This window comes from Pseudomonas sp. GW821-FHT01C01, from assembly GCF_059422645.1.
Genome location: NZ_JBWKXF010000070.1, coordinates 1 through 13,078, shown reverse-complemented (window position 1 = coordinate 13,078; position 13,078 = coordinate 1). Strand labels below are relative to the sequence as shown.

The 13,078-nt window shown below is 60.4% G+C and carries 10 protein-coding genes and 3 pseudogenes; 7 read left to right on the top strand and 6 right to left on the bottom strand.

The features are described 5' to 3' along the window. Positions 1–48: 48 nt before the first annotated feature. The 4 genes and pseudogenes from AC07XF_RS26705 to AC07XF_RS26690 form a co-directional block, all read right to left on the bottom strand. On the bottom strand, positions 49–780 hold the full coding sequence (locus AC07XF_RS26705) for a methyl-accepting chemotaxis protein (protein ID WP_495028897.1): 732 nt from the start codon (positions 778–780) through the stop codon (positions 49–51). Positions 781–912: 132 nt separating this feature from the next. Beyond that, a pseudogene (locus AC07XF_RS26700) lies at positions 913–1,932 on the bottom strand (HAMP domain-containing protein); the annotation flags it as partial. A 145-nt stretch (positions 1,933–2,077) separates the two neighbouring features. Next, a complete protein-coding gene (locus tag AC07XF_RS26695) occupies positions 2,078–2,380 on the bottom strand; it encodes a cell division protein ZapA (RefSeq protein WP_007981180.1) in 303 nt (100 codons plus the stop codon). Beyond that, positions 2,377–2,607, bottom strand: coding sequence for a hypothetical protein (locus AC07XF_RS26690; protein WP_495028890.1), 231 nt, complete (start codon positions 2,605–2,607; stop codon positions 2,377–2,379). Before AC07XF_RS26690 ends, AC07XF_RS26695 begins: the two co-directional genes overlap by 4 nt. A gap of 251 nt (positions 2,608–2,858) precedes the next feature. Between AC07XF_RS26690 and AC07XF_RS26685 the strand changes: the two are divergent. From AC07XF_RS26685 to selO, 5 genes and pseudogenes are all read left to right on the top strand, one after another. Further along, positions 2,859–3,605: pseudogene (locus AC07XF_RS26685) on the top strand (MCP four helix bundle domain-containing protein); the annotation flags it as partial. A gap of 30 nt (positions 3,606–3,635) precedes the next feature. Beyond that, on the top strand, positions 3,636–4,508 hold the full coding sequence (locus AC07XF_RS26680) for a methyl-accepting chemotaxis protein (protein ID WP_495028896.1): 873 nt from the start codon (positions 3,636–3,638) through the stop codon (positions 4,506–4,508). Positions 4,509–4,744: 236 nt separating this feature from the next. Continuing rightward, positions 4,745–6,487: a potassium/proton antiporter gene (locus AC07XF_RS26675; RefSeq protein WP_007981173.1), complete on the top strand. Its 1,743-nt coding sequence runs from the start codon at positions 4,745–4,747 to the stop codon at positions 6,485–6,487. Between the two features lie 34 nt (positions 6,488–6,521). Continuing rightward, positions 6,522–9,881, top strand: a complete 3,360-nt coding sequence (gene mscK / locus AC07XF_RS26670) for a mechanosensitive channel MscK (RefSeq protein ID WP_495028889.1) — start codon at positions 6,522–6,524, stop codon at positions 9,879–9,881. Positions 9,882–9,929: 48 nt separating this feature from the next. Next, positions 9,930–11,393: a protein adenylyltransferase SelO gene (selO, locus tag AC07XF_RS26665; RefSeq protein WP_495028888.1), complete on the top strand. Its 1,464-nt coding sequence runs from the start codon at positions 9,930–9,932 to the stop codon at positions 11,391–11,393. A gap of 5 nt (positions 11,394–11,398) precedes the next feature. Here the strand turns inward: selO and mazF are convergent, their stop codons facing one another. Both mazF and mazE read right to left on the bottom strand, forming a co-directional pair. Further along, positions 11,399–11,761 (bottom strand): type II toxin-antitoxin system toxin MazF, encoded by a 363-nt coding sequence (gene mazF / locus AC07XF_RS26660; protein WP_007981168.1) that lies wholly within the window; start codon positions 11,759–11,761, stop codon positions 11,399–11,401. Continuing rightward, a complete protein-coding gene (gene mazE / locus AC07XF_RS26655) occupies positions 11,761–12,030 on the bottom strand; it encodes a type II toxin-antitoxin system antitoxin MazE (protein ID WP_495028887.1) in 270 nt (89 codons plus the stop codon). Before mazE ends, mazF begins: the two co-directional genes overlap by 1 nt. A gap of 269 nt (positions 12,031–12,299) precedes the next feature. Here mazE and trxC point away from each other — a divergent pair, with 269 nt between their 5' ends. Further along, the gene (gene trxC, locus AC07XF_RS26650) at positions 12,300–12,734 is read left to right on the top strand and encodes a thioredoxin TrxC (RefSeq protein ID WP_495028886.1); all 435 of its coding nucleotides are present in this window, start codon (positions 12,300–12,302) and stop codon (positions 12,732–12,734) included. 144 nt (positions 12,735–12,878) lie between these two features. Beyond that, positions 12,879–13,046: pseudogene (locus AC07XF_RS26645) on the top strand (thioredoxin family protein); the annotation flags it as partial. Positions 13,047–13,078 lie beyond the last annotated feature (32 nt).

Sequence of the window (13,078 nt, the reverse complement as noted above, 5' to 3'; positions counted from 1 at the left end):
CCCTGTAGGAGCGGGCTTGCCCGCGATAGCGTCAGCACAATCAACACATCAACTCAGTTTGAACCCACCCATCTGCCGCGCCAGGTCATCCGCCAACCGCTGCAACGTCTGGCAATCCTCACGGCAAGCCCTGGCCTCTCCCGCTGTTGCCCGAGCCAGATCGGAAATCCCTTGCACGTTACGATTGATTTCTTCGGTCACCGCCGACTGCTCTTCCGTCGCCGTCGCCACCTGATGGTTCATATCGCTGATGCGCTCCACTTGCCCGGTAATCGCGGTCAACGAAACACCGGTACGCTGGCTCGACTCGACACCAGTGCCAGTCGCAGCTTGCCCGGAATGCATCGACGACACCGCGTTTTCCGCCCCTTGCTTGAGGCTGCCGATCATCTGCTGGATTTCATCGGTGGACGATTGCGTGCGCCGCGCCAGGGTGCGCACTTCATCGGCCACCACGGCAAACCCACGACCCATGTCCCCGGCCCGCGCCGCTTCGATAGCGGCGTTGAGCGCCAGCAGGTTGGTCTGCTCGGAAATCCCGCGAATCACCGCCAGCACCTGATCGATGGACGCCACCTGATGGGCCAGCTCACCCACCGCCGTCGCCGCGACGCCGATCTCCTGGGACATGCTTTCAATATGCCGGATCGATCCGCCCACCACTTCCCGCGCCTGCATCGCCTCATCCCGCGCCGTTTGCGACGCGACCGCCGCATTGCCGGCGTTCTGGGCGATTTCCTGAACGGTCAGGCCCATTTCATGGACAGCGGTGGCGACCATATCGGTCATTTCCTGCTGGCGCCCGGAACGTTCGGCGGTGTTGTCCACCACCCGCGCCACCTGGCCGACAGCGGTGCGCAGTCGTTCGCTGGTGGTCAGCACTTCACCAATCATGTCGCGCTGGCTATCCAGGAACCGGTTGAAACCGCGCGCCAGATCGCCCAGTTCATCGGCGCGACTGGAATCTAACCGGTGGGTCAAATCTCCACCACCGCTACCGATGGCAACCAGCGCCGCTGTTACCTGACGAATCGGCCGCACCAACCCACGGGCCAGCAACACCACCAGCAACAGGCACACCAGCGCTACCGCCAGACCGATGCCGCTGCTCATCCACATGGCGCGGCGGGCTTCGGCGTAAATTTGCGACTGCGGCACTTCGGCCACCAGGGTCCAGCCGAGATCCCGTAGCGGTAGGCTCAAAGCCAGAAACTCCTCGCCCTCGCGCTGGAACGTGGCAGTTTTTTGACCCATGACCGCTTGCGCTCCAGCCTCACCAATTTGCTCGACCAAGGTGCGTTTGCCACTGAACTGCGCTTCCGGATGGACCTGGATCAAACCGTCGGAACGCACGAGATAGACCTTGCCGCGCTCACCAAAACTGAAGTTGTGAATCAGCTCCGACAGCTCTTTCATGCTCAGGCCAAGCCCGGCAACGCCCACGACTTTACCGGCCTGCTCGACTTTGAGGTCGATGAACAGCGCCAATTCTCCGGTGGCCGTGTCGTTGTCGATATTGAGGGTGCGCGGCTGGTTGCTGTCGAGGAACGCATAGAACCAGGCGTCTTTGGGATTGGAACGGCTGAGGGTTCGGTCCAGGCCTTTTTCGGTGAAGTAGTGATTGGACGCCGTGCCGACAATCAGCGCGGTAAAGGCTTTGTGCTCGGCGCGCAGGCCTTCGAGATAGTTGGTAAAGGTGCCAGTCCGGGCACTGTCTTCACCCCCTGCCAGCCAGTCGCGCACCATGCTGTTGCTGGCGATGTCCTTGGCGGCGGTGAGGGGCTGGACGAGGATCCGCTCGATGTCGTTGCGCATCGCTTCGATGCTCGACGGCAAGGCTTGCTCGACCAGATAACTCTGGGCGAGACGATTGACCACCAGGGTATAAATGCCAACCACGATCAAAATACTGACCAGCAAGGCGCTGCCCATACTCAGGATCAATTGCCATTGAATACTGCGTCGCCAGAACTGCATGGAGCACCCCCAAAGAATAAGAGGCTGAAACACTGCAACAGCCGTGCCGATTGTATACAAGCCAATCGACAATCTATTCTTTGGTTGTGCGCAAAGCCGATCAGGCCTGATTGATCGTCTTGGAGATCACTTCAACCGTGGCGCTGACTTGCTCTTGGTAACGGTCGAGTTCGAGCTTGTGCTGCTTCTGCATTTCGATCTGCTGGGAGCACAGATTCATCGCCGCCAGCACCAGCAGTCGGTCACCGATCAGCGTCGGGTACTTTCTCTTGGTTTCGGCCAGGGCTGCCTTCAACATCATCGCGGCGTCCAGCAGGGTTTGTTCTTCCCCGGCCGGTGCCTTGATCGAATAGTCCTCCCCCAGGATCGAGACGACTTTTACCCCTGCGGCGTTGTAACTCATGCGCTGACAGGACCTGCGTTGACGCGTTCAACCAGGGCCTGGATGCGAGCCGCCGTGGCACCTTGCTTCTCTTCCTGCTCCATCAGGCTCAGCTGCAGGCTTTCGTTTTCATCTTTGACCTGGGCCAGTTCTGCAGTCAGGGTCTGGTTGGTGCCGAGCAGGGTCTGGTTCTGTTGCACCAGGTCACCGACCAGTTGTTCCAATTGGCTTAAGGATGCTTCCAACATTTTGATTTTCCGGGCTTTTTCAAAGGGCGCGTACGATAAAGAAAAGTCACCCTGGATGCCAGGGTTATACAGGCGCAAAGCCTTGATTTTGCTGACGGGCGACCTTCCTCGCGAGTTTTAAAGACTGTGCCGGGCCGATCTGGTTCCTGCACTTCGTCGACACAAGGTGCAACCGACTGAAATACGCAGGGCTCAAGACTTCCGTCCGGCGACCGATAAGTCATCCATACAGCAGCCTCAGCCCCGCACGGATGCGCTCTTTTTCGGTGAACGCCATGTCCCTTCGTAATATGAATATCGCCCCTCGGGCGTTCCTCAGCTTTGCGCTGATCGGCGGCTTGATGATGGTTCTGGGGGTGTTTGCCTTGAATCAGATGAGCAAGATCCGCGGCGCCGCCGAAAACATCACCAACAACAGTGTGCCGAGCATCAAGAGCCTGGACGAGTTCACCCAGCTCACCTTGCGCCTGCGCGTGTTGTCCTACCGCTTGCTGGTGAACCGCGAACCCGACGTGCAGCAAAAAACCATGGAACTGCTGGAGCTGCGCAACCAGCAGATTCGCACCGCTCAGGTGACCTACGAAAAGCTGATCGCCAACCCGCAGGAACGCACCACCTACGATCAATACGTGCAACTGCTGGGGCAATATCGCCAGATCGAAGACCGGATGAAGACCCTGTCGCGCAACAATCAGATCGATGAATTGCGCAACCTGCTCAATACCGACTTGCTGAGCAACTCCGAGGCAGTCAACACCGTGTTGAACCGTCTGCTGGAGATCAACACCCAACAGACCCACGACACCAACCAGCAGGCCGCCGACCAATATGATTCGGCGTTCAACCTGGTGATCACCCTGTTGGTGATCGCCACCGCGCTGACGCTGCTGTTCGCCTGGTTGCTGACCAACAGCATCACCCAACCGATCGCCAACGCCCTGAGCGCCGCCGAACAAATTGCCGAAGGCAACCTGACACGCCCGATCACTGTCGACGGCAATGACGAAGCCGGCCGCTTGCTGCTGGCCATGTCGAAGATGCAGGAAAAACTGCGCGACACGCTGCAGCGCATTTCCGGCTCGGCCACGCAATTGGCTTCGGCCGCCGAAGAACTCAACAGCGTCACCGACGAAAGTGCCCGCGGCCTGACCCAGCAAAACAACGAAATCGAGCAGGCCGCCACTGCGGTCAACGAAATGACCAGCGCCGTGGAAGAAGTTGCTCGCAACGCAGTCAGCACCTCCGAAGCATCGAAGAACGCCACCACGTCTGCTGGTGACGGCCGTGACCTGGTGCAGGAAACTGTCAGCGCCATCGAACGCATGAGTGCCGACGTGCAAAGTACCGCGACCCTGATCGGCGACCTGGCCAACGAATCCCGCGATATCGGCAAAGTGCTGGATGTGATCCGTGGCCTGGCCGACCAGACCAACCTGCTGGCCTTGAACGCCGCCATCGAGGCCGCGCGCGCCGGTGAGGCCGGTCGAGGTTTCGCGGTGGTGGCTGACGAAGTTCGTGCCCTGGCTCACCGCACCCAGCAGTCGACCAGTGAAATCGAACGCATGATCGGCAGCATCCAGAGCGGCACCGAGCACGCGGTGGATTCGATGCGCAACAGCACCGAGCGCGCCGAATCGACCCTGAACATCGCCCGCGGCGCCGGCCTGTCTCTGGATACCATCAACAGCGCTATCGTCGAAATCAACGAACGCAACCTGGTGATCGCCAGCGCCGCCGAAGAACAGGCGCAAGTGGCCCGTGAAGTGGACCGCAACCTGGTGAACATTCGCGACCTGTCGGTGCAGTCGGCCACCGGGGCGAATCAGACAAGTGCCGCGAGCAATGAGCTGTCGCGCCTGGCGGTGGACCTGAACACGATGGTTGGGCGGTTTAGCCTCTAACGGCCACGCCCCCCCCCCTGTAGGAGCTGGCTTGCCAGCGAAGAGGCCCTAAAGATTTACAACAGCATTGAAGCCGCCTTCGCTGGCAAGCCAGCGCCTACAGGGAATCGAGTGCACCTGTTATTTTGATCTGCAAAAGCTTTTTGACAGCATCACATTTCAACAGGTTAGAATCGCTGGCACGCAGACTGCATGGTCAGTTTGCGCCCGCCTTTCAGCTTTCTGGAGTACTGCCTTTGAATGCGACGACCATCAACAGCCTGTTCTTGATCGGCGCGTTGCTGGTAGGTGCGAGCATTCTGGTGAGCTCACTTTCGTCCCGCCTCGGCATCCCGATTCTGGTGATCATCCTGGCCGTCGGCATGGCGGCCGGCGTCGATGGCGGCGGCATTATCTTCGACAACTACCCCACGGCTTATCTGGTCGGCAACCTCGCACTGGCGGTGATCCTGCTCGACGGCGGCTTGCGCACCCGGGTGTCGAGTTTCCGCGTGGCGTTATGGCCGGCGTTGTCCCTCGCCACCGTCGGGGTACTGATTACCACCGGGCTGACCGGCATGGCGGCCGCGTGGCTGTTCAACCTGAACCTGATCCAGGGCCTGCTGATCGGCGCCATCGTCGGCTCCACCGACGCCGCGGCGGTGTTCTCGCTATTGGGTGGCAAAGGCCTGAACGAGCGGGTAACCGCCAGCCTTGAAATCGAATCCGGCAGCAACGACCCGATGGCGGTGTTCCTCACCGTCACCCTGATCGACATGCTCGCCAGCGGCCAGACCGGCCTGCACTGGAGCCTGCTGACCCACCTGCTGCGCGAGTTCGGCATTGGTGCAGTCATCGGCCTGGGCGGTGGCTGGCTCATGCTGCAACTGGTCAATCGCATCAACCTGGCCACCGGCCTGTATCCGATTCTGGTCATTGCCGGTGGCCTGGTGGTGTTTGCCCTGACCAACGCCCTGCACGGCAGCGGCTTCCTCGCGGTGTACCTGTGTGGATTGATGATCGGCAACCGTCCGGTGCGCAGTCGTCACGGCATTTTGCACATGCTCGACGGCATGGCCTGGCTGGCGCAGATCGGCATGTTCCTGGTGCTGGGGCTGCTGGTGACGCCTCACGATCTGCTGCCAATTGCCTTGCCGGCGCTGGCACTGGCGCTGTGGATGATTCTGTTTGCCCGGCCACTGTCGGTGGTGGTCGGCCTGCTGCCGTTCAAAGCGTTCCATGGTCGTGAGAAAGCGTTCATCTCCTGGGTCGGCCTGCGCGGCGCGGTCCCGATCATTCTGGCGGTGTTCCCGCTGATGGCCGGCCTGCCCAACGCCCAGCTGTACTTCAACCTCGCGTTCTTTATCGTGCTGGTGTCGTTGTTGGTTCAGGGCACCAGCCTGCCGTGGGTCGCCAAGCTGTTGAAGGTGACGGTGCCTCCGGAGCCTGCGCCTATCTCCCGCTCGGCCCTGGAAGTGCACGTGACCAGCGAGTGGGAGCTGTTCGTTTATCGCCTCGGCGCGGAGAAATGGTGCATCGGTTCGCCCCTGCGCGAGCTGAAAATGCCCGAAGGCACCCGCATCGCCGCCCTGTTTCGTGGTCAACAATTGCTCCATCCGTCGGGTAGTACAGTGCTCGAAGTCGATGATTTGCTGTGTGTTATCGGCCATGAACACAACCTGCCGGCCCTCGGAAAACTCTTCAGCCAGGCACCACAACGGGGCCTCGATCTGCGCTTCTTCGGCGACTTCGTACTGGAAGGAGACGCCCAGCTGGCCGCGGTTGCCGCCCTGTATGGCCTGAAGGTCGAAGGCATCGATCCGGACATGTCCCTGGGCCATTTCATTGCCCAAAAAGTCGGCGGCGCGCCGGTGGTGGGCGACCAGGTGGAATGGAACAACACCATCTGGACCGTGGCGGTCATGGACGGGAACAAGATCGGCAAAGTGGGCGTCAGATTCCCCGAAGGAAGTCGCCCGGGTCCCGGACTCTTCCTCTAAACTGCTTCCACTCTCACTTGCTTGACCGGTCTTTATGCCTAACCTGCGCTCCATCTTCGCCATTGCCCTGTTGGGCTTGAGTCTTTCTGTCGGTACTGTCGGTACATTGCAAGCGGCCGAACCGCCTTCCAGCGAAGCCGTGCAGGCGAGCCTGGACAAGATTGCCGATCGCAAACTGCCGGAAGCCGATCAGAAGGCCTTGCAAACCGTCCTGCAAAACACGCTGAGCCAGCTCAACAACAAGCGTGACTACGAGCAGAAGCTGGCCGATCTCAAGCAAACGTTGAGCTCTGCACCCAAGCAGACGGTCGAAAACCAGCGTGAACTGACCCGCCTCAAGGCCAGCACCGTGGTGCCGGTGGCGCAGCGTTTCGCCAAAGAACCGATCCAGCAGCTGGAACAAATGCTCACTGAGCGCTCCACCCAGCAAAGCGATCTGCAAAAAGCCCTGGCCGATGCCAACAGCCTGATCATCACTGCCCAGACCCGCCCCGAGCGTGCTCAGGCGGAGATTTCCAGCAGCCAGACGCGCATCCAGCAGATCAACAATATCCTCAAGAGCGGCAAGGACAGCGGCAAGACCTTGAGCGCCGAACAGCGCGACCAACTCAATGCCGAACTGGCAGCGCTGAACGCCCTGATCCCGCTGCGGCGCCAGGAACTGGCCGGCAATACCCAACTGCAAGACCTCGGCAACAGCCAGCATGACCTGTTGTCGGAGCGATCCGACCGCCTGGATAAGGAAATCCAGGAACTGCAAACGTTGATCAACCAGAAGCGTCTGGCGTTGTCCCAGGAAACGGTCACCCAGCAATCCATCGAAGCGCAGAAGGCTGGCGGCAGCAGTCTTCTGGCCACCGAAAGCGCGGCCAACCTGAAGCTCTCGGACTACCTGCTCAAAAGCACCGACCGCCTGAACGAAGTCACCCAGCAAAACCTGCAGACCAAGCAGCAACTGGACAGCCTGACCCAGAGCGATTCGGCGCTGGACGAGCAAATCAACGTGCTCAAAGGCAGCCTGCTGCTCTCGAAGATTCTCTACAAACAGAAGCAAGCGTTGCCGCGCCTGCGGCTCGACCGCAACCTGGCCGACCAGATCGCCGACATTCGCCTGTATCAGTTCGAAGTCAGCCAGCAACGGGAACTGCTGAGCAATCCGGCCACCTACGTCGAAAACCTGCTGTCGACCCAACCCCCCGAGCAAGTCACGCCTCAACTGCGCAAAAGCCTGATGGAACTGGCCACTACCCGCGCCGACCTGCTGGAGCGACTCAACCGCGAACTGAGCGCGGTGCTCAATGAGTCCATCACCCTGCAACTGAACCAGAAGCAACTGCTCAGCACGGCGCAAAGCCTGCGGGCGACACTCGATGAGCAGATGTTCTGGATTCCGAGCAACAAGCCGCTGGAGCTGGAGTGGATTCGCAGTGCGCCGGATCGCCTCCAGCGTCAACTTGATTCACTACCGGTACTTTCAAGCCTGAGCGAACTGGCCGACGGCCTGACCCAGCGCCCGCTGCTGTTCCTGCCACTGGCACTGCTGATCGGTGCGCTGTTGTGGCGCCGCAAGAATTTGTACGCGCGACTGATCAAGGTTCACCAGGACATCGGTCACTTCAAACGCGATAGCCAGTGGCACACGCCGCAGGCGATTCTGATCAACATCCTGCTGGCGATGCCGGTTTCCCTGGGCCTCGCATTGTGCGGGTTGGCCCTGCGAATCGACGCCCGTGGGCAGAACGCCAATATGGGCGCGGCGCTGCTGCAAATGGCCGGGGCCTGGCTGGTGTTCTACACCGCCTACCGGATCCTCGCACCGGGTGGTGTGGCAGAACTGCATTTCCGCTGGGAAAAGCCCCAAGTGGAGTTCCTGCGCAGATGGGTCCGCCGTCTCGGCATCGTGGTGATGGCACTGGTGACCGTAGTGGCCGTTGCCGAACTGCAACCGGCGGCGCTGGCCGATGACGTGATCGGCATGCCGGTGGTGCTCACCTGCTATGCCTTGATGACCTTGCTGCTCAGCCGCCTGCTGATCAGCAGCCCGACCCACGAGAACGCCTCGCTATTCCGCAAGCTCGTGGGGATCCTGTTCACCGCCCTGCCCGTCGCGCTGTTCGTGGCCGTGTGCTTCGGCTACTACTACACCGCGCTGAAACTCAGTGATCGCCTGATCAACACCCTGTACCTGCTGATGTTCTGGCTGGTGATCGAAGCCACCTTCGTGCGCGGCCTCAGCGTGGCGGCCCGGCGCCTGGCCTACCAGCGCGCCCTGGCCAAACGACTGGCCGCCAAAGAGGCCGGCGATGGCGAAGCGGTGATCGAAGAACCGAGCATGGACATCGAGAAGGTCAACGAACAGTCCCTGCGCCTGATCCGCCTGGCGCTGCTCGGCGGCTTCATGGCGGCACTGTATTGGGTCTGGGCCGACCTGATCACGGTGTTCTCGTACCTGGACAACGTCACCCTCTACGAATACACCAGCGGCACCGGCGCCAATATGAGCATGGTGCCAATCAGCATCGGCGACATGCTTGGCGCACTGATCATCATCGGCATCACCTTCGCCCTGGCCCGCAACCTGCCGGGCTTGCTCGAAGTGTTCGTGCTGTCGAAGCTGAATCTTGCCCAGGGCAGCGCCTACGCCACCACTACGCTGCTGTCCTACGTGATCGCCGGCGTCGGTTTCGTCTCGACGCTATCGACCCTCGGCGTGAGCTGGGACAAGTTGCAATGGCTGGTGGCAGCACTGTCGGTCGGCCTCGGTTTCGGCATGCAGGAGATCTTCGCCAACTTCATTTCCGGCATCATGATCCTGTTCGAACGTCCGGTGCGGATCGGTGACACCATCACCATCGGCAACCTGTCGGGTACGGTGAGCAAGATCCGCATCCGTGCCACGACCATCACCGACTTCGACCGCAAGGACATCATCGTCCCGAACAAGACGTTCATTACCGGGCAACTGATCAACTGGTCGCTGACCGACACCATCACCCGGGTGACCCTCAAGCTCGGCGTCGACTACGGCTCGGACCTGGACCTGGTGAAAGAACTGCTGCTCAAGGCTGCGCGCGATAACCCGCGCGTACTGAAGGACCCGGAACCGCACGTGTACTTCCTGAACTTTGGCGAAAGCACACTCGACCACGAGTTGCGCATGCACGTGCGCGACCTCGGCGACCGCAACCCGGTGCTCGATGAGGTCAACCGCTTCATCAACCGCGAGTTCAAGAAGCAGCACATCAATATCTCGTTCCGGCAGATGGAGGTTTACCTCAAGAACCTGCACGGCCAGGAATACAAGATGGTGCCGATCGAACCGGAAGCGAAAACCATCGTGCCACTGGTCGACGGCAAACCGCCGCAAGAGCCGCCCGCCGCCAAACTCGACTAACCGGCCTTTCCCCAGCAGAATGCTCGGACATTCTGCTGGAGCCGGCCCTTGAAAGCCCTCGACGAACTCACTTTCGATAACCGCTTCGAGCGCCTGGGCGATGCGTTTTCCGCCCATGTGCTGCCCGAGCCCATCGACAATCCACGCCTGGTCGTGGCCAGTCCCGCCGCCATGGCGCTGCTGGACCTCGACCCGGTCGAGGCCGAAACCCCGGAGTTCGCCGAACTGTTCAGCGGCCACAAGCTCTGGGCCGACGCGATCCCAAGAGCGATGGTCTATTCCGGGCATCAGTTCGGTTTCTACAACCCGCAACTGGGCGACGGTCGCGGCCTGTTGCTGGGCGAGGTGTACAACGAGGCCGGCGAACATTGGGACCTGCACCTCAAGGGCGCCGGCCAGACGCCGTTTTCACGCATGGGCGATGGCCGCGCGGTACTGCGTTCGTCGATCCGCGAATTCCTCGCCTCCGAAGCCCTGCATGCCCTGAACATCCCGACCACCCGCGCCCTGTGCGTGATCGGCTCCGACACCCCGGTGTGGCGCGAAAAGCAGGAGCGCGCGGCCATGCTCTTGCGTCTGTCGCCAAGCCATGTGCGCTTCGGGCACTTCGAATACTTCTACTACACCAAGCGCCCCGAGCAGCAGAAAGAGCTCGGTGATCACGTGCTGGCCATGCACTTCCCGGAGTGCCTGGAACAACCGGAACCGTATCTGGCGATGTTCCGTGAAGTGGTCGAGCGCAACGCCGAACTGATCGCCAAATGGCAGGCCTATGGCTTCTGCCACGGAGTGATGAATACCGACAACATGTCGATCCTCGGGATTACTTTCGACTTCGGCCCGTTCGCCTTCCTCGACGACTTCGACGCCAACTTCATCTGCAATCACTCCGACGACCAGGGCCGTTATTCCTTCAGCAACCAGGTACCGATTGGCCAGTGGAACCTCAGTGCGCTCGCCCAGGCCCTGACGCCGTTCATCAGCGTCGAAGCCCTGCGCGAAACCCTCGGCCTGTACCTGCCGCTGTTCCAGGCCCATTACCTGGACCTGATGCGCCGCCGCCTCGGCCTGACCACCGCGGAGGATGACGACCAGAAATTGCTGGAGAACCTGCTGCAACTCATGCAAAACAGCGGCGTCGACTACAGCCTGTTTTTCCGCCGTTTGGGTGATGCAACACCGGAGCAGGCCATCGCCCGCTTGCGTGATGACTTCGTCGACCTCAAGGGCTTTGATGCCTGGGGTGAGCTCTACATCGCGCGGGTGGCCCGTGAAGGCACGCTTGACCAAGAGCAGCGCCGCCAGCGGATGCACGCCGTCAACCCGCTGTACGTCCTGCGCAACTACCTGGCGCAAAAGGCCATCGATGCGGCAGAGAGCGGCGACTACTCGGAAGTCCGCCGACTGCACGCGGTGCTGAGCCACCCGTTCGAGGAACAACCGGGGATGGAAAGCTACGCAGAGAGGCCGCCGGAATGGGGCAAGCATCTGGAGATCAGTTGTTCTTCGTGAGGTAACTAATCCAAAGGATCGATGGCGCTGACAACTCGAGCAACGATGTCAGCCATCGTCACGTCATCCAGGCGCTCGATAAACTTGGCGGAGCCATCACGTACTCGCTGTTCAATGTCAAAACTGCGCACCTGATTGCACACGGCGACGCCGTTCGTTTCGTGACCGGATACGAAAACTGCCAGACCGGAACCTCGGCTAAAACTCCCGCCACTGGTCACAGGCACCGTCATGCTGACACCGAGTGAGTTGATTTCTCTTGGCGTGATCACTACAAAACGATGCCGATTCATCATTTCACGACCCGCAACCGGATTCGGATCGATCCAGTAAACGTCTCCCCGTTGCGGGGCTTGCCGACGAACCATCAACCCAACTCCCGGCCGACTGGCCCACCTTCACGAGCAGACGCTGTCTGTTCGTTCAGCTCAGCTATTTCATCAGAACCCTCAAGGAGTTCTGCAAGGCTGTATCGTTTGCGGGCAGGAGGTGAAACCGGCCGCGCAATCAACTCACCATCGACAACGTTCAGCTCCAGTTGCGCCCCGACCTCCAAGTGCAGCAGCTTGAGCAGAGTCGGCGGTATCGTCATAACCGCGGCACCGCCCTGACGGCGGATTTTGGAAGTCACGGACACGGGATCACTCCTATCCGGTAATTGAGAGCCATGGTTTTTTGAATAAGTGCAACAAAAGTAGCACGCAGCAGCAATCAAAGCGAACACCTCGCAAGCCGAATGGGGTACCGAGTTGCTTCCAGCGTAGCCACCACTTCAAAACTGAATGCCTGGAAAATGTGAGCATTTGCGACAGTCACTGGATCAACCTCAAGCGACCTTGACTTGACAAACCCCGCTCCCGGCTCCAAATCACCAACATTGATTGCCCAACCCTTCGGAGTCTGACAATGACCGACCCGCTCCTCATCCCCTGCCCTCACTGCAACGGCCTTAACCGCATTCCCGCCGAGCGTCTCAACGACCATCCAAAATGTGGGCGCTGCAAGGCCGAAGTCCTGCTGAACAAACCGTTTGAATTGAAACAAGGCGACTACGCCAGCCAGATCAAGGGCGATCTGCCGCTACTGGTAGACGTGTGGGCGGACTGGTGCGGGCCGTGCAAGTCGTTTGCACCGGTGTTCGAGCAGGCTGCCGGGCAACTGGCGGGGAAGTGTAGGTTGGCCAAGCTCGATAGCGAGGCGAACCAGCAGTTGTCGGCGCAGTTGGGGATTCGCTCGATTCCGAGCCTGATCCTGTTCAAAAACGGCCGGGAAGTCGCCCGGCAGAGTGGGGCCTTTCCGTTACCGCAGTTGATGGCCTGGCTGCGTAGCCAGGGCATCTGAAACACCACGGAACCCTGTGGGAGCGGGCTTGCTCGCGAAGGCGTCGTTTCAGTCAACATAGATGTTGAGTGAGACGGCCTCTTCGCGAGCAAGCCCGCTCCCACATGGGTTTTGTGTTGTCAGCCAGAATCAGGCGATTTCCAGAAGGTTATGCAGCTCGATAGCGAGGCGAACCAGCAGTTGTCGGCGCAGTTGGGGATTCGCTCGATCCCGAGCCTGATCCTGTTCAAAAACGGCCGGGAAGTCGCCCGGCAAAGCGGGGCCTTCCCGTTACCGCAGTTGATGGCCTGGCTGCGTAGCCAGGGCATCTGAAACACCACGGAACCCTGTGGGAGCGGGCTTGC